The organism is Syntrophothermus lipocalidus DSM 12680 (genome assembly GCF_000092405.1).
Lineage (GTDB): Bacteria > Bacillota > Syntrophomonadia > Syntrophomonadales > Syntrophothermaceae > Syntrophothermus > Syntrophothermus lipocalidus.
In genome coordinates this window covers 893367-916985 of record NC_014220.1, presented here as the reverse complement: position 1 = coordinate 916985, position 23619 = coordinate 893367, and the positions used below count along the sequence as shown (strand labels likewise).

Sequence of the window (23619 nt, the reverse complement as noted above, 5' to 3'; positions counted from 1 at the left end):
TACAGGACTGACCCACTATAAACTCTCGACAATAAGCGTGGTCCCTTGTCCACCACCGATACACAAGGTTGCCAGTCCCCGCTTCGCGTTCCTCTTTTGCATTTCATAGAGCAGAGTTACGAGTATACGACAACCAGAAGCTCCGATCGGATGACCCAGGGCTATTGCCCCTCCGTTTACGTTAACCTTGTCCATCATCTTGTCCCAGCCCATATCGCGTGCCACCGCTATGGATTGGGCAGCAAATGCTTCGTTGGCTTCAATCAGATCTATATCGTCTAAGGTTAATCCGGCTTTGGCTAATGCTTTCTTAGTAGCAGGTACAGGTCCTACACCCATAATCTTGGGATCCACCCCGCCCGAGGCATAGCTTACTACTCTGGCCATCGGCTTGATTCCCAGTTCGTCCGCCTTTTCTTTCGACATGACTACTACCGCCGCTGCCCCGTCGTTTATCCCCGAAGCGTTACCTGCAGTTACACTGCCGTCTTTCTTAAACGCCGGTTTTAGCTTGGCCAAGGCCTCCATCGTAGTACGGCGGGGATGTTCATCTGTATCGAAAACTACCTCGCCCTTCTTGGTCTTGATGACTACCGGCACGATCTCGTCCTTAAATCTGCCAGATTCTATAGCTGCGAAAGCCCTCTCCTGGCTCCTTAATCCAAATTCGTCCTGTTCCTCCCTGGTTATCCCATACATTTCGTTTACATTCTCCGCGGTAATCCCCATGTGATACCCGTTGAAGATGTCGGTCAACCCGCCGAACACCATCTCGTCCACCAGCTTGCCGTCGCCCATGCGATATCCGTAACGGGCTTTAGGAACCAGATAAGGAGCGTTGGTCATGCTCTCGGTGCCGCCAGCCAATACAATGTCAGCGTCCCCTGCTTTGATGATCTGCGCCGCAAGGCTGACTGCTCTTAGACCAGAACCGCATACCTTGTTAATGGTGAACGACGTGACCGTTTCCGGTATCCCCGCATGAATAGCACACTGGCGGGCAACGTTCTGTCCCTGTCCTGCCTGCAACACACATCCGAATATTACCTCATCTACCTGGTCCCCTGAGATCCCGGCTCTCTTCAATGCTTCCTTCATGACGATTGTACCCAACTGTACCGCCGTCATGTCCTTAAGAGTCCCTCCAAAAGTCCCTATCGGAGTGCGACATGCCCCTACCAAAACGACCTCTCTGCTCATCCTCTTACCTCCTCAAAAGATAACTTAAAAAAACTGAACTTGATGTCTTCTTCTAAACCACCTAACTCCCCCGGGCAGGTTTCCGATCCCTCCCCCCAGACATTATGTGCAGATGTTTGCTTGTTATGTCTTGTTCACCTTTAAATATACGTTATCCCGTCCTACACACCCTCCCAACCCAGCCACTACGAGCCACAGCCCAAAACTCCTCCATTCTCATCACTTTATCTCTTTATTCATCTGTGATAATAAAGACAACATCCCCCAGCATCTCTATGGTCTGTTGGTAATGCAAGAAGGTGAAAGTAGTTACGTAGATGTCGCCTGCGCCGTACTCCTCCCTGCTTTCCGCACAAAACCCGTACTACCGACGACCATAGACCCACTTCCTTCACCCCGTCCCTCTAACCACCATGAACCTGGATTCAACGCTTTGAATCCTTCACTTACACATAGGCCGGGCCTCCGTTGCCGCCCTCGGAGGTAGTTCCGACTCCCGTTGATTACGAAGCTTGTAAGGCCCGTCGTCTCCACAAGGCACGTCATCTATGCCTTTTCTTGATCTCCCTATATTCCTAGTTATAATTGTCTCTTTTCCTTTCTTCTCTTAACCGTACTGTACTTGACCCTATCCCCCGCCATCATAAAATCATTACAACTAAGCCTTACGCAAACCACGACATTTATACGTTACAAATGATCATTATTATATTAGTCTTGTCCCTCTAATTGCTAACATCCCCCTGAATCCCCCTGACTGATCCCCGTCAATCCGGAATTCTAAGCCTTAGCTCACCTCCCCATCCCATATTTGCCCCGGCCCTCGTAAAAACAAGCCTTGGGCCCCCAGGGGCTTCGAAGGCCATCAACCTCCGCCTCTGTATAATTTGCAAAACTTATGCCTCCATGGTCCTTTTTGCAGTCTATGTATAAATATGCATTCCAAGCTTCTTTAACAGAATGCATTAAGAAGACTTGACAAAAATTTTGACAAAATAAAAATGCAGTGCATGTAAGCGGAAATTCGATGCAGAAACGCATCAGTAGGCAGGATACTAGCTTAGACGGATTATTCAAAAAGACGGGGCAATGGCAGGCATCGAATGATGCTCATTTGCATCGTTCGATGCGCCGTAGCATCACCTGTCCAAAATAGCTATATTATACTTGGCTGCTTTTCGAACCACGGTGGATTGATTGACTCCCAGTTCCTTCGCTACCCGGCGGGTGCTTTTAAACCTGGAAAAGGCTTTCTCTAGTATCTGTCTCTCCACACTCTCGATCGCATGCTTGAGAGGTACAACATCTGCAACCGATACCCGCACGCTGATGTCGGAAGGCTTACTGAGTAAATAGGGAGGCAATTCATCCGTCGTAATCACGTCTCCGGGGGTTATTACTACTAATCTCTCAATCAGATTCTCCAATTCTCTGACATTCCCAGGCCAATCGTAGCCCATGAACACGTCTACCACTGCCGGTGCTACGTTCTTGTTCAAATTATACTGCTCGTTAAACCTATTTAAAAAGTGAGCCACTAAAGCCGGTATCTCCTCTTTTCTCTCCCTCAGAGGCGGAACGTAAACCGGCACCACATTGAGGCGGTAATACAGGTCCTCTCTGAATTTTTTCGCCTTGACCATGGCAGCCAAGTCCCGGTTGCTACCGGCAATAATTCGTATATCCACCTTGATAGGGTGCGCCCCGCCCACTCGAGTGACCTCTTTTTCCTGAATTGTTCGCAACAGCTTGACTTGAAGATTCAGCGGCAATTCGCTGATCTCATCTAGGAATAGGGTACCCCCGGCTGCCAGTTCAAACAGGCCTATTTTCCCTTCCTTGCGTGCTCCGGTAAACGCGCCATCCTCATAACCAAAAAGCTCTGACTCCAGAAGATTTTCGGGAATGGCGCCGCAGTTAACCTTAATGAACGGCCCGTCTTTACGCGGGCTGTTGTTATGGATAGTCTCGGCTATCAGCTCTTTTCCGACTCCGGATTCCCCTTGAATCAATATGGTGGAATCAACCTGGGCCAAACGCATGACCAAATCTACAAGAGCCCGCATTTTATCCGAGTTAACAACGAGCTTTCCGCCAGAATACACTATACGCAACTGCTGCAGTTGATGCTCGTAATGCCTGGTCAAACCGCGGGCCTGTTCCAGTTCCTGTTTCAATGGGTTGAGCTCAGTTATATCCCTTACATTGGTTACCACCCGAAAAATCTCTCCGCTGTCGTCAAACACAGGGTTACCGGTTACCAGCGTTACTTTACCATTCCGGTTTTCCTGGATGATAGTCACCGGTTCTTTTTTCTCAAGAACCAACAAGGATGCAGAATTAGAAAACATGCCTTCTTCTATCATATCCTCCATGGTCTTGCCTAACAAGTCCTTCTCGTTCAAACCGGTTATGCGTTCGTATGCCCGGTTCACCCGAACCACTCGGCCTTCGCTGTCAGTAACAAATAACCCGTCAAATGAAGACTGGATTATCGCATCTAGTTCCGAATTCAGTTCTTTTACATTGCGCAGCTCTCTCGACACTTCCTCCAACTCGGTAATGTCTTGCATAATCGCGACCGCGCCCACGATCTTTCCGTCTCTGACTATTGGGGTGCGATTGGAAATAAAATACTTGTCGTTCAGTTTTATCTTTTGAGAAGTCTCGGTTTTGCCAGTCTTAAGGGTCTCTAATAACTTGGTAGTAAAGAAAACAGCCCTGACATTCTTCCCTATGACCCTATCTGACCCCTTGCCCAACAACTTTTCTGCAGACCGGTTTATGACCCTAACCGCTCCCCGATTGTCTATCGAGACTATCGGGTTGTGGATAGAGTTTATAATCGTGAACAGCTCGTCCCGAACATGCTGCAACTTTTCGATCACAGCTCTGGTCAGATTCGACCGGGTACAAACACCTACCAGCTTTTCTTTATACACTACAGGCAGACAACTGATTTCTGCCGAATCTTCTTCAACTGCATCTTCGGGGTGCGCTACTTTAACCTCATTCCCCGTCATGATTTCGCTAACAGGAGTATTCGGGTCTAGGCTCTTCGTAAAAGCTTTCAAAACATCGCTCTTGCTGACAAGCCCTAACAACCTTCCTGCCTCGTCTACTACCGGCAGGCTGTCGATGCTCGGTTCCGATAATACCCCTGCCACTTCCCGGATAGTCTGTTCAGGCCGTATTACCACCAGATCTGTAGTCATGACATCCTTTACCCTCACCTGGAATCCCTCCAACCATTCCCGGCCTTGATTATTATTTTAACAGTTTTTCAAAGTCCATAAAAACAAAAAATCCCCCATCACCGGGGGAAAACTCTTTAACCTCCTTGATTTGCGAGCGTTTTGTGTCTACCCATAACGATAAACGATACCAAACCCGCCCCTGGGGTATTCCCACTGCAGCGATTGAGGGCAAACAACCCGGCAGGTCCCACACTCCAAACAACCTGCACAATCGAAAGTAACTTCGCCGTCCTTAAGATTGTACAACCCAGCCGGGCAAGCGTAAATACACGGTCTACCGTGACATGACTTGCACTTGTCCCGATCCAAAACTATGTGTCGGTATTCGTCATCTACTAAAAACTTGTCTATAGCCAGCAACTGTTCTGGAGCTAAGCGTTTCAAAACACCCGCACCCCTTTCCATATATCACCTACAAGTCTTCCTAAGCCGATCCCGTTCATCTTCAACTGGCTCATAAACCGTCCCAAGAGATGAACCGGAGGAGACCCATTGACTGTAAACATTTCCGAAAAAGTTGCTGAAATCAGGGAAGGATAAGTTTTATAAAACCTCTTGTTTTCCAGAAAGTGAGGTGCTTCTTTGTAGAACTCCATTTCTGACAGCACCAGGTTCTGTTTCAGAAAATCTAAATAACCCTTAAGGCCCTCTTTGGTAAAATCGTTGTTAGACTTGGCTTTTAGCACAGCCTGAGCTGCCGCCTGCCCCGATGCGATGGCAAGATCCATTCCCCTGACCTGATACCCCAGGTTGAGTACAAACCCCGCGGCATCCCCGGTCACCAGGATGCCATCGGAGACAAGGGTAGGCATCATCGACATCCCGCCCTCCGGTACCAAATGGGCCGAATACTCCACCACTTCTCCTCCCTCGATTAAAGGTGCAATTGCCGGATGAACCTTGAAATCCTCAATGAGGTCGACTATCCTGTACTGATCGTCCTGGAGTTCCGATGCCTTAATCACCAAGCCTAGGGAAATACTCGATTTATTCGTATAAAGGAACCCGCCCCCCGTCATTCCTTTCGTGCAATCGCCGATATAGAGGCTGGCCTGACCACCGTCGCCAGCGAGGTTAAACCGCTCGTTTATGGCGCCCGGTGGTAGCTCGATAACCTGTTTAACCCCGGTAGCAACTTCCCGGGCCAATACTTTTTTCCTTAAACCTGTTTTTTCTGTAATGAGAGAATTAGCTCCATCAGCCGCAATCACTACGTCCGCAAGTATTTCGTCTTCTCCTGCTCGGACCCCTACCACTTTCCCGTCCTTCATCAGCACGTCGTCGACCCTTATCCCACATGCCAGCAAGGCACCAGCCTCTTCCGCTTTGCCAGCCAACCAAGCATCGAACTCTGCCCGAAAGAGGGTAAAAGAGTGATGAGGTTCTTTTAACCACTTCTCGTCCTGGCAGGTAAAGGTAACAACCCGCTCCCCGTCTACAATTACCATGGCTTCACGCACCACAGGTCTTTCTAAAGGCGCCTCTTCCCAAAACCCAGGAATGACCCGGTTCAGAGCGTAACTATACATGCGGCCACCGAACATGTTCTTGGCCCCGGGAGAATCAGCCCGGTCAATGAGAAGAACATCCAGGCCTTCTCTGGCCATCGTATAGGCAGCCGTACTTCCCGCAGGTCCTGCCCCTACTACAACTGCTGTAAACTTTTCCTCTGCCACAGCCCATCTCACCTCATCTCTTAATAGCTTCTCTCAATTGTTTAGTGAGCTCAGGCAGAACCTGGTAGAGGTCCCCGACGATACCCAGATCCGCCATGCTAAAAATCGGAGCATTCTCATCTTTGTTGATGGCACATATTATCTTGGCATCGCGGATTCCAGTAGTATGTTGAACCTGACCCGAAACGCCTACTCCGACATACAGATCCGGCTTCACTTTCTTGCCTGAAAGTCCGACATACGTCTCTTCGGGCAACCATTTCAACTCCTCAGCTAATGGACGGGTACAGGCAATCTCTCCGCCCACGACTTCGGCTAGGTCCCGAACCAGCTTTAAGTCTTCCTCTTTTTCCAAGCCGCGCCCGACGCAGATAACTACTCTCGCCTCTTCTATGTTCCCGGCCTGCTGGGCCCTCGGCTTCTTGTCGACAACGCGCACGGGGCAGGAGGGAGGAGCTGGCAAAACCCGTATCTCTCCTTGCCGCCCGGATTCAGGTAAGGCTTTGCTGAAACACCTTGGAGGAATTGTAGCCATCTGCGGGCGAGTAACACACGTCACCGTTTGTACAGCAGCTCCTCCGAAAACCATCCTCTCCATGTCAAAAGTCTTCCCATCTTCCCGCAGCCTGAAAGAAGTACATTCGCTGACAAGACCTGTCCCCAAAGCACTTGCCAGCCGAGCAGCCAACTCTTTGCCCCGAGCCGTCGCGGCGACCAATATCACGTCCGGATCATGGTTTCTAGCCTCTTCAGCTATTACAGGAACATATGCAATCAAAGGCTGGTCGCTGCCAGGGGGATCCATCAACATTACCTCGTCGGCACCGTGCTCAATATATCTCCGGCCATCGTCTTGCTGTCCCCATGCCAGGGCAAAAAGCTTGCAGCCCAGTTGCTTTGACAGCTCCTTCCCTAGTCCCAAAAGCTCAAACATACGCTCTTCTGTCTCCGCTAAAACCCAGACTCCTGCCATTTGCAGTCACTCCCCTAAGCTATTACTCCTTCTTTAAACAGAGCCCCTATGAACCGGCCGATCTCGCTCGGTTCAGCACCGAACTTTTCTCCCTGCCGTTCCATCTTGGCCCCCAGAACCTTCACCGTTTGCAGGCAAGGCTTGAATTGCCCTAAGTCAGCCCCTTTGATCTCCAGCACCGGCTTTTTGGCAGCTGCCAAAGTATCCTTCAACCCGGGGACCCTAGGGGTGTTTATCTCCGGCAAAACCGTCACCAGAGCTGGCAGTGGCATGGAAACCACCTCGATGCCTTCTTCTACCTTGCGTTCCGCTATAACGTGGCCGTCTTCTATGGTTATCTTGCTAACAAATGCCGCGCTAGGAATTCCCAGATTCTCGGCTAAACGCGGCCCCACCTGCTGGGCATAAAGGTCGCCTGAACCTTCCCCGCATATAATGAGATCATACTTCAGGTGAGAACTGATTACAGAAGCTAGGATAGCCGCCGTTTGCGAGGGTTCCAGTTCAGCAAAAGCAGGATCCCAGACGAAACAGGCCTTTTCCGGTCCGCGCGACAAAACGTCTTTGAGGCTTTTCTTGGCAGCAGGAGTTCCAGCCGTTACCGCCGTTACGGTTCCCCCATACCGTTCCTGCAAACGTACCGCTTCTTCGATTGCGTTGCGGTCATAATCGCTTATCCGGTAGTCAACCCGGTCCAGTATCAACTCACGTGAATCGGGAGCTATCTTGATGTCGGCTGAGTCGATAACCCATTTGTAACAAACTATAATATCTGGCATGCACATCGCCTCTCCTGTGTTTCAAAAATTGATTTAGACGCTGATTTACGCCACGTGCCAACCGAGGGGGTTTTTGCAGTGAACAGTAAAGCCTTTGACATGGAAAGCTTTCAACAGTGTGATTCCCGGGATCCCCGCAGTTGGCTTTTACTTTACGAACAGTCAGGAATTGATCCGGTCATAAGCTCCATATCAAAGGCATCCCATAAGCTCTTGGATATTCCTGTCACCAGGCAAAACCAGGTTCGTAGTGACCCGCAAAGGGGCCTTTGGTCCCGTATCTATCTTTTTTCACACTACCGCAATAAGTTCCCCGCAATAACCATGCGCTGGGCTTCAGAAGTCCCCTCGTAGATCTCCGTAATCTTCGCGTCGCGCATTAGGCGCTCTACCTTAAACCCTTTGCAGTAACCATATCCTCCGTGAATCTGAACTGCCTTGGAAGTATGTTTCGTAGCCGCCTCCGCAGCAAAAACTTTGGCCATGGCAGCTTCTTTGGAGTACGGTAATCCTTGCTCCTTTAACCAAGCTGCGTAATAGGTAAGGAACCTAGCCGCAGCCAAGTCGGTGGCCATGTCTGCTATCATCCACTGAATGGCCTGGTGTCTGGCTATGGGTTTCCCAAACTGAACCCTTTGCTTAGAATAACTGATGGATTCGTCTAAAGCTGCCTGCATGATCCCTACCGCCTGGGCCGCGATCCCGATCCTGCCATTGTCAAAACTGGCCATTGCGATCTTAAGTCCTTCGCCCTCTTTACCAAGCAGGTTCTCCTTCGGTACACGGCAATCTTTCAGGATTATTTCGGAAGTCTGCGAAGCCCGGATCCCCATCTTCAAGAAGTGTTGTCCCACTTTTAGCCCGGGCGCTTCCTTGGGTACGATAAAAGCGCTCATCCCTTTGGGTCCCTGGGACTTGTCAGTCCAGGCGAAAATAATGAAGGTGTCAGCGACAGGTCCATTAGAAGTGAAGGTCTTGGTGCCGTTTATTACGTATTCGTCACCATCCAAAACCGCAGTCGTGGTTGCAGCCCCAACGTCGGTTCCGGCCCCGGGTTCAGTTATGGCGAAAGCCCCTATCTTTTCACCTTTGGCCAATGGTTTCAAATACTTCTGCTTTTGCTCTTCCGTCCCGAAGAAATATATGGGACCGCTCGCCAGTGAAGTGTGGCAAGAAACCGTAAATCCTGTTGCCGCACATGAACGGGATATTTCTTCGATGACCATCGTGTAGGTGAGAAAATCGAGACCTGCTCCGCCGTACTCTGCCGGCCAAGGCATGCCCATCCACCCTCCCTCGGCCAGCTTGGCGATAACTTCTGCGGGATAACGGCTGTTTTCATCGATCTCTGCTGCGATCGGATCTAAATATTTTTGACAAAACTCCCTCATGTTGGCGCGGATAAGTTCCTGCTCTTCCGTCAACCTGAACTCCATTACCATCTCTCCTCTCGCCTGTTCTTGGCCCATGGCCAGACTAATATCGAAAGGCTGACAGCCTTTCCTCCCTAATCTCTATCTTATCTAAAAGCCACTATTTCGTCAACCATTTAATTGTGTGCCAACTATTTTGTGGTAGTGGTTTCGCTTATTTCATCTAAGAGTTTTTTCAAAAGTTGAGCCTGTTCTTGGCTGAAACTCCGCAGCGCCTTGCGGTTGGCTTCTTCGATAGCCTTGGTAAGCGGCTCCTTAAGCCGCAACCCGTGTTCGGTCAGCATTACTTTCAACGCCCGCCTATCTTTGGGGTCGGTATGCCTTTCTATCAAACCCCTTTGTTCCATGCGATCAAGGATACCCGTAATCGTAGATCCGTCTAAACTGAGACGATCAGCCAACTGTTTAGCCGTCATCCCGTTCTGGTCCCAGAGACATCGTAAAACCCCGTATTGCCCAGGTGTGACCCCATATGGAGCCAGCTCAGCCTTGAACAGCTGATGAACGGCATTTTGGGCCTTCGTGAGCACGAAATTCACGCACTGTTCTAATTCCATTCTCCATAACCCCTTCAAAACTAAAGTTAAGCCAGGTACCACTCTTTACAACTCTTTGAGAAGGTTGGCCATCTCGATGGCAGTAAGAGCGGCATCGAAACCCTTGTTGCCTGACTTTGTACCCGCACGCTCGATGGCCTGTTCAATCGTATCAGCGGTTATGACTCCGTAAACAACTGGAATACCTGCCCGCAGCCCCACCTGAGCAATACCTTTGGTTACCTCAGCCGCCACGTACTCGAAATGGGGAGTTGCTCCCCGGATGACTGCCCCTAGGCATATCACAGCGGCGTAGTCCTTGCTAGCCATCTTCTGGGCAACCACGGGCATCTCAAAAGCACCCGGTACCCAGGCTATCTCTATGTTTTCCATCGAAGCCCCATGCCGGGTAAGGCCGTCGATACACCCCGATAAGAGTTTCTGGGTAATGAACTCGTTGAATCTGGATACCACGATGCCAAAACGAAGCCCTTCAGCCAGCAGTTTTCCTTCGTACACTTTCGCCACTCTTAAACCCCCTAAGTCTTGATATCATGAATAAGCGAACAAATTAAATCGTAGCTAAAAGGTGCCCCATCTTCTCTTTCTTGGTCCTCATGTACCGTTCATTCTCTTTTTTCACCTGTATCTCAATCGGCACCCGTTCCACCATTGATAAACCGTAACCTTCCAATCCATGAATCTTCTTGGGATTGTTAGTCATCAAACGCATTTTGCGTACCCCTAAATCTACCAGTATCTGCGCACCGATTCCGTAGTCACGCAAATCCGCCGGAAAGCCTAAAGCCTCATTAGCCTCAACCGTGTCTTTCCCCTCTTCCTGAAGTTTGTAGGCCCGGATCTTGTTGAGCAGCCCTATGCCCCGTCCTTCCTGGCGCATATACAACAGAACTCCTTTCCCGGCTTCTTCTATCATCGAAAGAGCACGGGCCAATTGATCCCCACAGTCACAACGCTTGGAAGCAAACACGTCACCGGTAAGACACTCGGAATGCACTCTTACCAAGATCGGCTCGTCTTCTTTCCATTCACCTTTAACCAAAGCCAAGTGCCCTTTACCGTCCAGCAGGGACTCGTAAGCTACGGCCGTAAAATCCCCAAACTGGGTAGGCAAACGTATTGATTCCACTCTTCTTACTAAGACTTCCTTTCGGCGCCGGTACTGAATCAAATCGGCTATTGTAATTATCTTCAAACCGTGAACCCGCGCAAATTCCATTAATTCAGGAACTCGCGCCATCGTCCCGTCGTCATTCATTATCTCACAAATCGTCCCGGCCGGATACAAGCCTGCTAATACTGCCAGGTCCACAGCGGCCTCCGTGTGTCCAGCCCGCCGTAAAACCCCGCCTTCTTTGTACCGGAGAGGAAACACGTGGCCAGGGCGCCGGAAATCAGAAGGTTTGACCTGGGGTGAAATGAGAGCCTGGATAGTTTCTGCCCTCTCAAAAGCGGAAATTCCCGTTCTCGTAGTCTTGTAATCAACTGATACCGTAAAAGCGGTTTCGTGGTTATCGGTGTTATCAAAAACCATTTGTCTGATGTCTAGCTCATCCAACCGCTCTCCTTTCATCGGCACACAGATAAGACCCCGCCCATAGGTGGCCATGAAGTTAATAGCCTGAGGAGTAACTTTCTCTGCTGCCATTACTAGATCGCCTTCATTTTCACGGTCCTCGTCATCGACGACGATGAGCATTTTCCCGGCCTTGATATCCTCTATAGCCTCTTCGACTGAATTGAACATGATCTAAACCCCCTTTACTACCTCCTATGTAGCGAAGCCGTGTTCCCGCAGGAAATCAATATCTACCGAGCCATCCTTAGAGCTCCTGTCTCCCGAACATGACAGCCTTTCCACGTACCTCCCGATTATGTCTGCCTCAAGGTTCACATAGTCCCCCGGCTTCTTGAAGCCTAGCGTCGTCTTTTCGGCGGTATGAGGTATTAGAGAAACACTAAAACTATCAGGCCACACCTCCACCACCGTCAAGCTTATCCCGTCTACCGCAATCGAACCCCTTGGAATCACATAACGCAAGATATCGGGCGAAGCGCTAATCCTCGTAACAACCGAAATATCGACTTTGGTTTGTTCCTTTATCCTTCCAACTCCATCAACATGTCCCAGTACGATGTGGCCACCCAGTCGATCGGAAAGGCGCAAAGCTCTTTCCAGGTTGACTTTTTCCCCGCTCCTCAGGTAACCAAGGGTTGTCTTTTTCAAAGTCTCAAACATAACATCAGCCACGAACTGGTCACGGTCAAAATCGATTACGGTCAGGCAAACCCCGTTAACGGCTATGCTGTCTCCTAACTTTACATCTCCCAAGACCTGTTCGGCTTTGATGACAAGTTGACACGAAAAACTGCTTTTTCTCACTTCTCTTATTGTTCCCACTTCTTCAATGATACCGGTAAAAATAGCAGTTCACTCCTTTTGGTCCTTTAACCCACTACTGGGCCTGGTTTTTAGAAATACCCGGTAATTAAAACATCGTCATCAAAACGGCTTAGATCAAATTGCCTAAGTTTCCTGGCTTGGTCCATCATCTCGACTCCCGTACCCCTCACTGGAGTCGGAGCTGACTCGCCCCCGCAGATCTTAGGAGCAATAAACCAGTACACCTTGTCCACTAACCCTGCCTCTAAAAATGAAGCGTTTACTTGTCCCCCGCCCTCTACCAGTATACTGGTAACCCCGAGCCTAGCCAGTTCCTCTAAAACCGGCACCAAAGGAATGAAGTCAGGCTTATCACCTAGCTGGAGTACCTCAACCCCCGCGTCTTCCAAAACGGCGATCTTACCTATATCTGCCTTCCTGCTCGTGACTACCAGGGTACACTGCTGGTTCGAGGTTAAGACTATTTGACTGTCAAGAGGTATTTCCAACCTCCCATCCAAGATTACCCGCATCGGATCCCTTTTGCCCGCGACATCTAAACGGGTGTTCAACATAGGATTATCTTTGAGGACAGTACCGACTCCTACCAAAACGGCATCGTAGATATTTCTTAGCTCGTGTACGAAACGCCTGGCCTTCTCTCCTGTGACCCAACGCGAATCACCCGTCCTAGTGGCTATTTTCCCGTCCATAGTCATCGCCGTCTTTAAAGCGACAAACGGCATCCCGGTAGTGATAAATTTAAAAAAGAATTCGTTAGCCCGGCGCGCTTCCTCCTCCAATACCCCAACCTCAACCTCTATTCCAGCTGCTTTCAACCTGGCTATCCCCTGACCTGACACCTGCGGGTTAGGGTCTTGAATGGCTACTACCACCCGTTTTATGCCGGAGCCGATAATGGCATCTACACAAGGAGGAGTCTTGCCATAATGACAGCACGGTTCCAAAGTCACGTAAAGAGTAGCCCCTCGAGCGCGTTCTCCCGCTTGGTTTAACGCGTGTATCTCTGCATGCGGTGTTCCCGCCAGCTGGTGATACCCTTCTCCCACTACCTCGCCCTCAAGCACTACCACAGCACCGACAACCGGATTAGGACTGGTCCTGCCCAAGGCCTGAACAGCAAGCTCAACTGCCCTCCCCATGTACTTCTCATCGATGCTCACAACTGTCTGTACCCCCCTGAGTACACTAGATAGAAAACAAAAAACACCTCGAATCCCTCGGGGTGTTCTGGTCAAGCAAAAGTCCGGCGGGCTATGACCTGTTATGGGCATAAGCCACCGATCCTTCCTTCTCCCATCCAGACTTTCACTGTCGGCTCCGGACTCTCACCGGATCCTGCCCGAAGGCTCGCGGGCTACAGGCTCTTCGCCTACACCGCCGGTACGGAATTTCGCCGATCCCCGAAGGAAAGGTCATCCTTTTAATTAAATTTAAATCTTATTTAGACGCTGATTTACGCAGATACTATAAAAAGAATAATCACATGTGATTTCACTCGTCAACCGAAGGGGTTTAGGCAGTGAAATCAAATTTATGTTAAGATGATAACACTCGCACCCGAAATGGTCAACACTGCGGCCGGACGTTTTAAACCGTCTACAACCTCCTGAAATTCTACAGAACGGCTGGTACTCCTGTTACAATGCACCTTCCTTATCGAGAGTTTATCATGTATACAAACAAATTAGCTATTACCTGTCTCTTTTAAAGTTAGGATCGCCTTTTCCGGTTCAGGCGATTTGAAAATATATGATCCGGCCACCAGAACATCGGCCCCAGATTGGACACATAGGGCGGCGGTCGCGGCGTTGATACCTCCGTCTACCTGGATGTATGCCTTTAAGCCACGTTCGTTCAACATTTGACGCAGCATGGAGATCTTCCGGGTTGATTCTTGGATAAACTCTTGTCCTCCGAAGCCCGGATTCACGCTCATGATCAAAACCAAGTCAACCTCACCCAAAATGAAATCCAGCACGTTAAGTGGCGTGGCCGGGTTTAATGCTATCCCTGCCATTATTCCCAAGCTTTTTATATTGCTGACAGTCCGGTGTAAGTGAACACTAGCCTCGGCGTGGACGGTAATGATGTCAGCTCCAGCCTGGTAAAAGGCCTGAACATAATCATCGGGGTTGTCTATCATCAGATGAACATCAAACAAAAGGCCAGTTTCCTGGCGCAAATCTTTCACCACCTGTGGCCCAATGGTCAAATTAGGTACAAAGTGCCCGTCCATCACGTCAACGTGAAGCCAATCCGCTCCAGCTTTTTCGACAACCTTGACTTCCCTCGCGAGATGGGCAAAATTGGCGGATAATATGGAAGGAGCAATCAATATCATCGATAACACCTCTCGGCTTCAATAACCTCTCCTAAGAAAGAACAATAGTTTTGATAGCGGAACTGAGCGATCTCCCCTCGGGACACCGATTCCTTGACCGCACAGTTTTCCTCTTGATAGTGCAAACAATCGGCAAACCGGCAGTAGGCTGCCAGAGGCTCGAACTCGATGAAATGCCGGGCCAAATCCTCTCTTTTCATGCGAGGCAGGTCCATGACACTGAAGCCCGGCGTGTCCGCTATCCAGCCTCCGTTTTCTAAAGAAAAAAGTTCAACATGGCGCGTAGTATGCCGTCCCCGTCCCGTTTTTTCTGATATTTCTTGAGTAGGGAGATATCTGTCAGGGAAAACGGCGTTCAAGAGACTAGACTTGCCCACTCCCGAAGGCCCGGCTAAAACAGATATCGAACCTTCGACTTCTTTAACAACCTCGTCAATACCTTCGCCGTTTACGGCTGAGGTCAGGATCAATTTGTAACCTGCTCGAGGGTAGTAGTCTATAATGTCTACAGCCCGCGGTGCAGGATCCAGGTCGCATTTGTTCAATACTATGTAAGGATAAAGGCCATGACAGCTTGCCAAAACCAGCAACCTGTCCAGTAAAACCAAGCTCGGTTCCGGACAATTGCACGAAAACACGATGAATACCTTATCTACATTGGCAATACGAGGTCGTACCAACTCGGTGCGACGGGGTAGGACTTTTTCCACAACTCCTGTTCCCGTTCCCAGGACTGTGATTACCACGCGATCCCCGGTCACAACCTGATCCCTGATCTTTCCTCTAAGCTTACAGGCTAGAACAGCCTCGCCGGTGAACACGTAGTAAAAACCGCCGTATCTTCTTACGACCAGACCTTCCCGCTGGGTCTCCGACATACTCTCCCCCTTATTGAGACAGGTTTTTGACGCTGATGACGGCAGTGGCACCAAGAATTATCATGGAACCCCGCCCCAAAGGATAAATCAGCGCCCGCAAACCCCCTTATGCAGAGTACCTCTTGTAAAGCGTACCGTCCAGATACACTTCGATAATCGCTTTTCCATAGCAGGTCAAAGACAGGTTTACTTCATCCCCTCCAACGTACACGTTGCTCTCCGCCTCGCGCACTCCCTTGGCATCGTTCACTTTTACCACTACCTTGTAGAAATCTTGGTCTTCGGGCAGGCTAAAAGTCAGCGGCACCGTCCGGGGCAAAGGACCGGGGCCTTTGCTTGCTACCAAATCAACGCTTTGCCCTTCTGTTACCATGGTTCCAGCTCCCGGAGTCTGAGCTATGACTTGACCAGGGAAATAGTCCAAGCTCTCACGTTCGCTGATTGAGCCCAAAACCAGCTTATTCTCCGCCAAACGGCTCTTAGCTTCGTCGAGGGACAAACCTAATAAACTGGGCACTTGGACCTGATTAGGTTGCGGTCCTTTGCTTACAGCAACGTCGACCTTCTCGTTAACCTTTAGGCGCTGGTTAGCCCGGGGTTCCTGGGAAATAATGACACCTTCGGGAACTTCCTGGTCAAAAACATACTCGATATTTCCCATCCGCAGCCCCACATTTGTCAGCTCCAATCTGGCATCCGCTATAGCCAACCCTGTAAGGTCCGGTACTCGCACCATCTCCGGGCCTTTGCTTAATATGACCCTGACTTCCCGCCCCTCCTTAACTTTTTTTCCAGGAGCAGGGTCCTGGGTGACTACGCACCCGGCCTCAACCTCATCGTTATATTCCTCTCCTACTTTAGTCATTTTCAAACCAACTTCGGCTAACTTCTCATATGCTTCCTTGGTAGAATACCCCTCAACGCTTGGAACCACCACCTCCTTGCCAAAGAACTGGCCTCGTAACCCGTAGACCAAACCGGCTAAAAGCCCGATTAAGGCGACCAATACCACTAGTTTGCCGATAGGCTTCATTTTCCTTCTCTTGGCAGACATTATTTCACCATCCCCTTCGGTGCCAAAAGCTGGATCAGCTACTAGGTTGGCTCCAGCTTCCTGTTCTATTAGTTGACCCGAATATGACAGGCTCATCAAGGCCTGCTTCATCTCTGTAGCCGTTCGAAAGCGCAGATGAGGGTCCTTTGCCATGGCTTTGAGCACAATCCGCTCAAGCTTGGGTGGAATGGCACTGTTTATCGCTCTCAGGGGAACCGGTTCTTCATGAATGTGTTTCAGAGCGACCGTAATCGGACTCTCCGCGTCAAAAGGGACCTTTCCGGTCAGCATTTCGTACATCAGGCATCCTAGAGAATAGATATCAGTAGTAGCACCTACCGCGGTCCCTCGGGCCTGCTCGGGTGAGATATAATGAACAGACCCCATAATGTTTCCGCTATACGTTATGGTGCTGCTGTTTGAAGCCCGGGCTATCCCGAAATCTGCAACCTTAATAGAACCGTCACTTGTCATGAGTATATTGTGGGGTTTGATATCCCGGTGAACAATCCCTTTCTGGTGTGCTTGTTCCAGAGCACCGCAAATAAGAACGGCAATCCTCACTGCTTCTTGTGGCGTTAGAGGCCCATGCTCCTCTAAGTATTTTTTCAAAGAAACGCCTTCCACGTACTCCATTACGATAAAATGCAACCCGTTTTCTTCCCCCACATCGTATACGTTCACGATGTTAGGATGGCTGAGTTGAGCCGCCGCCTGGGCCTCACTCCTGAACTTGCGGACAAAGGCCTGGTCACGTGCCAGTTCTTCTTTCAGAATCTTCACCGCTACGATACGGTCCAGCAATGTGCAACGGGCTTTGTAGACTATGGCCGTCCCTCCATCGCCTATTTCCTCTAATAACTCGTATCGGTTATGCAGTAATCTTTTAGTCAAAACCGAGTACCCCCAATTCGCTTATACCTTAACTAATACCACGGTAATGTTGTCGTGGCCGCCCCTTTGCAGAGCTGTTTTTACCATGTGAATATGCGACTCTATTCCAAACCGGTTAATCAGTTCCTCTATTTCCCTATCCTCAACTAGATCAGTCAAACCATCGGTAGCCAGTAATATATAATCCCCTTTCTTCAGGGTCCTGCAAATATAGTCTGCCTCAACCGAAACCTCCATTCCCAAAGCCCGGGTTAGGATATGGCTGAACGGATGCTTCTTGCCTTCCGCCGGAGCCATCAAACCTTGATCCACCATCTTCTGGGCTAAGGTATGGTCGTGGGTTATCTTTTGGAGCCTTCCCCCCGATAAACAGTAAAGGCTGCTGTCCCCGATGTGGGCTACCCACAAACGATTATCACGAACGAGTACGGCTGTTAGGGTTGTACCCATACCCTGGTACTCGGGCACACGGTTACCAATGCTAAATATAAGCTGATTGGCCGTATCAACACAAGCTGCAAGAGACGAAACCGGGTCTTCGCTTTCACTGTACCCCATATCAATCACGTCCACAGCCAAGCTAGCTGCTACCTCTCCTCCCTTGTGCCCTCCCATGCCATCGCACACCGCAAAAAGCCCTTGCTTCGGCCTTGCCAAAAACCGGTCCTCGTTCTTGCCCCGTACTAAACCAGTATCACTTATCGCCGCCACTTGCATAACTACACCTCGAGCCCCGTTACCATGATTATTCCTATCCATTAATTTTTCTACCCTTACCGGTAATTCTCCTGCCCGGTTTAAAGCAAACCCGGGCGCGCAACTGCCCGCACGCCCCCTCGATGTCGCCGCCTCTCTCCTCGCGCACGACCGAGTTTACCCCCGCTTCCTTTAACCATTGCTGGAATCGAAGAACAGTCGAAGGAGAAGGGCGCCTGAATTCTGCTTTTTCTATCTGGTTATATGGAATCAAGTTGACATTGCAGAGCAAAGGCCTGGCAAAGTCGATAAGACTAGCAACGTCTTGTCTAGAAGTATTAACTCCCTCCAACAGAACATATTCCAGGGTAACTCTTCTTTTGGTAACGCCGCAGTAAAATCGGAGAGCCTCCTCTAACTCTGACAAGGGATATTTCCGATTCAAGGGCACCAACCAGTCTCTTACCTCATCTCGGGCAGAATGCAAAGAGACGGCCAAAGTAACCTGCAAACCTTCTTGGGCCAGCCTGCGAATACCTCGAACCTCTCCCGCCGTCGAAACAGTAATGTGTCTCTGGCCAATGTTCAAACCATCTGGGTCGTTCATCAGCCGAATGCACTTCATAACCGCGCTGTAGTTCAAGAAAGGTTCTCCCATTCCCATGAATACCACGTTGGTTAATCTTGTGGCCGAGCCTTGTGTTTCGAAGGTGTTCGAGTTTCTCAGCCTGAGTAATCCCAGGAGAACTTGCCCGGTGATCTCGTTAACCGCCAGGTTCCGGACAAATCCGCTCCGTCCCGTCGCACAAAACGGACAGCCGATAGGACATCCCACCTGTGAGGAGATACAAAGAGTATAGCGGTGACGTCCGGCCCTCGTTTGTGGAATCATAACCATTTCGACATGTTGCCCATCTTGCAGCCCCAACAGAACCTTAACGGTACCGTCTCTCGATATCCTCTCCCTTTCAACCACCGGTAGAGTAATAGATGCTACCTGCTTAACCCGGTCTCGGAGGTCCCGCGGCAGGTCGGTCATGTTTTCAAATTCGAAAACCAGGTTCTTATACAACCAACGGTACAATTGGCGACTTCGGAAAGCTTCTCCTCCCAGGCTCTTCACCATACTCTCCAGATCGGTTTTGGTCATACCTATTAGTTCCTTCTTCATCTGGTCCTTCTTAACCTGGCTATGAACATCCCATCTGTCCCGTAACGGGGGGGGAATAGAACCAGCATCCCTCGTGACGCTGCTTTCGCATCTTCCGGGCTAAAAGGAAAAAACCGTAACGGCTGTGACAGGTCATCCAATACGAAACCTGTCTCTTCTCCCAAGAACCAGTCTATAACCTCTTCGTTCTCTTCCGGTTCGAGCGTGCAGGTACTGTAAACCAATACACCTCCGGGTCTTACTAGTTGCGCCCCTCTCTTCAACAGCCTCTTTTGGAGCTCACTTAAGACAGTAATATCTTTTTCGCTTTTTCTCCAGCGCGCATCAGACCTTCTTCTCAAAACCCCCAAACCCGAACACGGGGCGTCGAGCAGTACCACATCACCCTCACCCCATCCTGGTGCTAGTGGCCCCAAAGCGTCTCCCGTCCAGATATCGACGATAGTGATCCCTAGTCGCCGGATATTTTCTTTTAATATTTCAACTTTCTTAGGAAGTATTTCCACTGCCCGGATTATTCCTTGGTTTCCCATAAGCTCGGCCAGATGACTGGTCTTTCCCCCTACCCCAGCTGCTAGGTCGTAAACCACCTGCCCTGCCTCGGGAGCACAAGCCGCAGAAACAAGCATAGACGCGTCGTCCTGTACATAAAACCAGCCTTCTCTATATGAATGGAGTTTCCGCAAAGGTTTACCGGTCTCCTCAACCCATACCCCCCAAGGCGTAAGGCAGCTCAAAGTGCACCGGCAACCCTCGTCTGTCAAGCTGCGGAAGAGCTCCTCTCTGTCTACCTTCAGTAAGTTGGTTCTAAGTGCGACCCGAGGCCTGACGTTGTTGTGTTCCAACAACTGGCAGGCACCTTTCAAACCGTACCTCTCTACCCACCGAGCCACCATCCATTCGGGGTGAGAATAATAGACAGATAGGTACTCTACGGGATTCTGGTACATATCCGGGTACGGAATCTCGCCTCGATTTCGTATGACGTTGCGGAGAACCCCGTTGACCACGGCTGACAAACCTCTATCTAACTTGCGTCCGGCCAACCCCACCGCTTCGTTCACAACAGCGTATTCCGGAACATTATCCATGAACAACAGTTGATAAACCGACATCCTTAAAATCTCTCGCAGCCACGGATTCTGTTTCTGTATCGGCTTGGACAAAAAGAGATTAAGCACCCAATCCAGGTGCTTTCTCATCCTCACAGTCCCGTTTACCAGTTCAGTCACTAAAGCGTGCTGACTCCCATTATCTTCATACCTGTCTAGCTCACGGTCCACGGCCAGGTTGGCGTAAGCACCCTTGTGCTCGACTCGGTACAGAAGATTAAGAGCCACCTCTCGCGGGTCCCGATGATACCTAGTCTTTGCCCCCAAACCCTCAATCCTCCCGGTTCAGTCCAGCTAGTATCAGAAACCGGGCCAGGTTAAGCAAGCTCATCAGGGCTGCCGCCACGTAAGTAAGAGCTGCCGCTCCCAGTACCTTCTTCACCATCGGTAGCTCCCGACTATCTAGGTAACCACCTCTAGCCAACAGATTTACTGCCCGGCGCGATGCATTCAACTCTACAGGCAAAGTTATGATTTGAAAAAGAACAACCCCGGTGAAAAGCAGGGCTCCCAACCAAATAAGGTTTGCCCACCTCAGGATCAACCCTAAAAAGAGTAAGGGAAAAGCCGCAGTAGAAGCCAGGTTGGCTACTGGTACTATGGAATTGCGCAGTATCAGAGGCAAATACCTTTCACCGTGCTGCAGGGCATGCCCCACTTCATGAGCGGCTACCCCTAAAGCCGCCACTGAACTGCTGGCATACACCGGTTCAGATAAACGCAGAACCTGTTGGCTGGGATCATAATGGTCGGTAAGAGTGCCGGGAACGTAGTCAACCCTGACCCCTCGCAATCCTCCTCCATACAGCAGCCGGGTTGCCAGCTCTGCGCCCGTTAGCCGACTGGATGAGGGTACATTTGAATACTTGGCAAAAGTACTCTGAATTTTAATCTGGGCGTACAAAGAAAGAATTATGGCTGGTATGAGCAAAATAAAAGTCGGATCCATCGGGAAAAACATCTCATCAGCCTCCTTCTCAAATCTTAATAATCGTCTTTATAGCATTTTCGACCTCTTCTATCGCCACTTTGGTATTAAAACAAGGGCCGTTGGGCCTGGAATTAAGAACGCCCAAAACCGGCAAAACCCCAGCATCTTGGATGCCCGAAGACAAATCGCGTTCGCAAGCCACCGCCACTACTGCCTGGGGCCGGAAATCAGATATATACTTGCGGGCCAGGGTTCCGCCAGTAGCTACTTTCAATACAGCATGGTACTTTTCTGCTAGCTCTATTAGATCTTTTATGCAGCATTTGCCGCATTTCTTACAGTTATTCACATCGGCCGTAATCTTGTGAGGACATTCCGAATCCTGAAGACAGTGCGGAACCAGGATCATCAAACGCGACGGAGATGCCAGACTACTCTTAGCCTTAACCAAAGTATTGTTGACGGCTATGAAAGACTGCCAGACCTTCTCTCTCCCGATCCCTACCAGGGTTCCCAGAAAAACAGCCAAAGGGAAGAGCAACTGATTGGCCGCCCTCATCATTCCATCAAAGGACGGAATTGACCGGCACCTGATGATAGTCAACACTATAGCAAGAATTCCGCATCCGATTATTATAAATCCGATTCCACCGGCGATTAAAGCAGCAGTCAATATTATCCTGCTTACAACTATACTCCTGTGCGTAACCAGGTACCATCCGCCGGTTGCCAACCCTGCTAGCAAGAAAAGACTAGCGACCAGAAGGCCGACATACACCCTCCGTTTTATCCTCACGTCCGTGGTCCCTCCGAGAATCGGATTTCCCCTCATCCCTGACGTGTACAACCTAGTATTAAACCAGGCGTAACCCGATAACCTTTAATAAACTCACTTGCCGGCAACCGCTTCTTTCCTTCCCTCTGAACTTCCAAAATCACCAGTTGCCCTTTTCCAGTCTGAACTATGAATCCTTCCTCGTCGATAACCTGAACTACCTGTCCCGGTAAGGCATCAGCTTCATCCTCCAGAACCCGGCTTCGGAAGAACTTTAACCTGACTCCATCCAATGTGGTTGAGGCGCCTGGTTGAGGATTTAGAGCCCGGATCTGATTAGATATCTCTCGGGCTTCTCGTCTCCAATCGATTACTTCGTCTTCTGCCCGGATGACCGGCGCGTAAGTGGCCCGCGAATCGTCTTGAGGTATTCTCGGTGCCGTCCCCCATCCTATTTGGTCCACGGTTTCTAATAGCAGGTCTCCGCCGATCTCGGATAGTTCCTGGTATACTTCTCCGAAGGTGGCATCGTCTGAAATCTCGACGGATTTCTGAAGGATGATATCGCCACCGTCCATTGACTCGTTCATGTACATCGTAGTAACCCCTACTACCCTTTCGCCTGCCATTATAGCGCGCTGGATAGGAGCCGCCCCTCGATAGCGCGGAAGCAGCGACCCGTGGAGGTTGACACAACCAAACGGGGGATGGTACAAAAGCTTTGATGGCAAAATCTGCCCGTAAGCTACTACCACGATGAGGTCCGGGTCACACGACTTGATGGTTTTTATGGATTCTTCGTCCTTAATGCGTTCAGGCTGAAAAAGTCTGACTCCAAACTCCTCGGCCAGCAGCTTCACAGGTGACGAGGCTACTCTCTTCCCCCGTCCCCGGGGACGATCCGGCTGAGTCACCACTAAGGCCACATCATGTCCGGCCATTATCAATCTATACAGGGAGGGAACGGCAAACTCAGCAGTTCCCATAAAAACTATACGCAACTCTTACTTCCTCCCGTTTCCTTCTACCCATTCTGCCCGGTCGGTGAATAAAATCCCATCAAGATGGTCGATCTCGTGTTGTATAACCCGAGCTACCAACCCTTCCCCCTCAATCCTGATGTTTTCTCCATAACGGTTTAACGCTTCAACCACTACCCGTTTGGCTCTCTTAACTAAGCCCCTGGTGTTGGGGATACTCAGGCACCCCTCGATGCCCGCTTCTTCCCCTTCCTCTTCCAAAATGCGGGGGTTAATAAGTTCGACTAACCCATCACCTGCATCGAAAACGACAACCCTGCGCAAAACCCCGATCTGGGGGGCAGCCAATCCCACCCCTTCAGCTTCGTATAAGCTATCTTTCATGTTCTCTAAAAGTCTGATTAGGCCTTGATTAAAACTGGTTACCGGCAGGGCTTTTTCCCTCAATACAGGATCCGGCACCACAACTATCTGATAAGCGGCCAATTTCGTTCCCCTTTCCCAA

General features: G+C 50.1%; 22 protein-coding genes and 1 riboswitch. All 22 genes read right to left on the bottom strand.

Annotation, left to right across the window (positions count from 1 at the left end):
- Positions 1 to 15: 15 nt before the first annotated feature.
- A complete protein-coding gene (locus SLIP_RS04340) occupies positions 16 to 1200 on the bottom strand; it encodes an acetyl-CoA C-acetyltransferase (RefSeq protein WP_013175062.1) in 1185 nt (394 codons plus the stop codon).
- Between the two features lie 1139 nt (positions 1201 to 2339).
- A complete protein-coding gene (locus SLIP_RS04335; protein ID WP_013175061.1) occupies positions 2340 to 4433 on the bottom strand; it encodes a sigma 54-interacting transcriptional regulator in 2094 nt (697 codons plus the stop codon).
- A 129-nt stretch (positions 4434 to 4562) separates the two neighbouring features.
- On the bottom strand, positions 4563 to 4841 hold the full coding sequence (locus SLIP_RS04330; protein WP_148216511.1) for a ferredoxin family protein: 279 nt from the start codon (positions 4839 to 4841) through the stop codon (positions 4563 to 4565).
- The gene (locus SLIP_RS04325) at positions 4838 to 6133 is read right to left on the bottom strand and encodes an FAD-dependent oxidoreductase (protein ID WP_013175059.1); all 1296 of its coding nucleotides are present in this window, start codon (positions 6131 to 6133) and stop codon (positions 4838 to 4840) included. The genes SLIP_RS04330 and SLIP_RS04325 overlap by 4 nt, the downstream gene beginning before the upstream one ends.
- A 13-nt stretch (positions 6134 to 6146) precedes the next feature.
- Entirely contained in the window at positions 6147 to 7106 is a 960-nt protein-coding gene (locus SLIP_RS04320) for an electron transfer flavoprotein subunit alpha/FixB family protein (RefSeq protein ID WP_013175058.1), read from the bottom strand.
- Between the two features lie 14 nt (positions 7107 to 7120).
- Positions 7121 to 7885: an electron transfer flavoprotein subunit beta/FixA family protein gene (locus tag SLIP_RS04315; protein ID WP_041432717.1), complete on the bottom strand. Its 765-nt coding sequence runs from the start codon at positions 7883 to 7885 to the stop codon at positions 7121 to 7123.
- Positions 7886 to 8181: 296 nt separating this feature from the next.
- Positions 8182 to 9321: an acyl-CoA dehydrogenase gene (locus SLIP_RS04310; protein WP_013175056.1), complete on the bottom strand. Its 1140-nt coding sequence runs from the start codon at positions 9319 to 9321 to the stop codon at positions 8182 to 8184.
- 128 nt (positions 9322 to 9449) lie between these two features.
- Complete coding sequence (locus SLIP_RS04305; protein ID WP_013175055.1) at positions 9450 to 9875, bottom strand: MarR family winged helix-turn-helix transcriptional regulator; 426 nt, start codon at positions 9873 to 9875, stop codon at positions 9450 to 9452.
- 45 nt (positions 9876 to 9920) lie between these two features.
- A complete protein-coding gene (gene ribH, locus SLIP_RS04300; protein WP_013175054.1) occupies positions 9921 to 10382 on the bottom strand; it encodes a 6,7-dimethyl-8-ribityllumazine synthase in 462 nt (153 codons plus the stop codon).
- A gap of 43 nt (positions 10383 to 10425) precedes the next feature.
- Positions 10426 to 11622, bottom strand: a complete 1197-nt coding sequence (locus tag SLIP_RS04295; RefSeq protein WP_013175053.1) for a bifunctional 3,4-dihydroxy-2-butanone-4-phosphate synthase/GTP cyclohydrolase II — start codon at positions 11620 to 11622, stop codon at positions 10426 to 10428.
- 24 nt (positions 11623 to 11646) lie between these two features.
- The gene (locus SLIP_RS04290) at positions 11647 to 12300 is read right to left on the bottom strand and encodes a riboflavin synthase (RefSeq protein ID WP_041432714.1); all 654 of its coding nucleotides are present in this window, start codon (positions 12298 to 12300) and stop codon (positions 11647 to 11649) included.
- 47 nt (positions 12301 to 12347) lie between these two features.
- The gene (gene ribD, locus SLIP_RS04285) at positions 12348 to 13442 is read right to left on the bottom strand and encodes a bifunctional diaminohydroxyphosphoribosylaminopyrimidine deaminase/5-amino-6-(5-phosphoribosylamino)uracil reductase RibD (protein WP_013175051.1); all 1095 of its coding nucleotides are present in this window, start codon (positions 13440 to 13442) and stop codon (positions 12348 to 12350) included.
- A 121-nt stretch (positions 13443 to 13563) separates the two neighbouring features.
- Positions 13564 to 13694: riboswitch (FMN riboswitch) on the bottom strand.
- Between the two features lie 272 nt (positions 13695 to 13966).
- Positions 13967 to 14623: a ribulose-phosphate 3-epimerase gene (gene rpe, locus SLIP_RS04280; protein WP_013175050.1), complete on the bottom strand. Its 657-nt coding sequence runs from the start codon at positions 14621 to 14623 to the stop codon at positions 13967 to 13969.
- Positions 14620 to 15501: a ribosome small subunit-dependent GTPase A gene (gene rsgA / locus SLIP_RS04275; RefSeq protein ID WP_013175049.1), complete on the bottom strand. Its 882-nt coding sequence runs from the start codon at positions 15499 to 15501 to the stop codon at positions 14620 to 14622. The genes rpe and rsgA overlap by 4 nt, the downstream gene beginning before the upstream one ends.
- 106 nt (positions 15502 to 15607) lie before the next feature.
- Positions 15608 to 17449, bottom strand: a complete 1842-nt coding sequence (locus tag SLIP_RS04270; protein ID WP_013175048.1) for a protein kinase domain-containing protein — start codon at positions 17447 to 17449, stop codon at positions 15608 to 15610.
- A gap of 21 nt (positions 17450 to 17470) precedes the next feature.
- Entirely contained in the window at positions 17471 to 18208 is a 738-nt protein-coding gene (locus tag SLIP_RS04265) for a Stp1/IreP family PP2C-type Ser/Thr phosphatase (RefSeq protein ID WP_083761953.1), read from the bottom strand.
- A complete protein-coding gene (gene rlmN, locus SLIP_RS04260; protein ID WP_013175046.1) occupies positions 18201 to 19316 on the bottom strand; it encodes a dual-specificity RNA methyltransferase RlmN in 1116 nt (371 codons plus the stop codon). The genes SLIP_RS04265 and rlmN overlap by 8 nt, the downstream gene beginning before the upstream one ends.
- Positions 19313 to 20695 carry a 16S rRNA (cytosine(967)-C(5))-methyltransferase RsmB gene (gene rsmB / locus SLIP_RS04255; protein ID WP_013175045.1) on the bottom strand — a complete coding sequence of 461 codons (1383 nt, stop codon included), beginning with the start codon at positions 20693 to 20695 and terminating at the stop codon, positions 19313 to 19315. Before rsmB ends, rlmN begins: the two co-directional genes overlap by 4 nt.
- A gap of 4 nt (positions 20696 to 20699) precedes the next feature.
- Positions 20700 to 21389, bottom strand: a complete 690-nt coding sequence (locus SLIP_RS04250) for a zinc metallopeptidase (RefSeq protein WP_013175044.1) — start codon at positions 21387 to 21389, stop codon at positions 20700 to 20702.
- A gap of 16 nt (positions 21390 to 21405) precedes the next feature.
- Positions 21406 to 22155, bottom strand: coding sequence for a DUF116 domain-containing protein (locus SLIP_RS04245; RefSeq protein WP_013175043.1), 750 nt, complete (start codon positions 22153 to 22155; stop codon positions 21406 to 21408).
- A gap of 32 nt (positions 22156 to 22187) precedes the next feature.
- Positions 22188 to 23135, bottom strand: coding sequence for a methionyl-tRNA formyltransferase (fmt, locus tag SLIP_RS04240; RefSeq protein ID WP_013175042.1), 948 nt, complete (start codon positions 23133 to 23135; stop codon positions 22188 to 22190).
- Positions 23136 to 23138: 3 nt separating this feature from the next.
- Positions 23139 to 23600, bottom strand: a complete 462-nt coding sequence (gene def, locus SLIP_RS04235) for a peptide deformylase (protein ID WP_013175041.1) — start codon at positions 23598 to 23600, stop codon at positions 23139 to 23141.
- Positions 23601 to 23619: the final 19 nt, after the last annotated feature.

Coding starts and splice junctions, on each gene's coding strand:
- SLIP_RS04320 (WP_013175058.1), bottom strand. CDS start 7,106: ATGGCAGGAGTCTGGGTTTTAGCGGAGACAGAAGAGCGTATGTTTGAG.
- SLIP_RS04295 (WP_013175053.1), bottom strand. CDS start 11,622: ATGTTCAATTCAGTCGAAGAGGCTATAGAGGATATCAAGGCCGGGAAA.
- rlmN (WP_013175046.1), bottom strand. CDS start 19,316: ATGAAGAAGGAACTAATAGGTATGACCAAAACCGATCTGGAGAGTATG.
- rpe (WP_013175050.1), bottom strand. CDS start 14,623: ATGATATTGATTGCTCCTTCCATATTATCCGCCAATTTTGCCCATCTC.
- SLIP_RS04305 (WP_013175055.1), bottom strand. CDS start 9,875: ATGGAATTAGAACAGTGCGTGAATTTCGTGCTCACGAAGGCCCAAAAT.
- SLIP_RS04250 (WP_013175044.1), bottom strand. CDS start 21,389: ATGTTTTTCCCGATGGATCCGACTTTTATTTTGCTCATACCAGCCATA.
- rsgA (WP_013175049.1), bottom strand. CDS start 15,501: ATGTCGGAGACCCAGCGGGAAGGTCTGGTCGTAAGAAGATACGGCGGT.
- SLIP_RS04340 (WP_013175062.1), bottom strand. CDS start 1,200: ATGAGCAGAGAGGTCGTTTTGGTAGGGGCATGTCGCACTCCGATAGGG.
- SLIP_RS04315 (WP_041432717.1), bottom strand. CDS start 7,885: ATGCCAGATATTATAGTTTGTTACAAATGGGTTATCGACTCAGCCGAC.
- SLIP_RS04265 (WP_083761953.1), bottom strand. CDS start 18,208: ATGGATAGGAATAATCATGGTAACGGGGCTCGAGGTGTAGTTATGCAA.
- SLIP_RS04310 (WP_013175056.1), bottom strand. CDS start 9,321: ATGGAGTTCAGGTTGACGGAAGAGCAGGAACTTATCCGCGCCAACATG.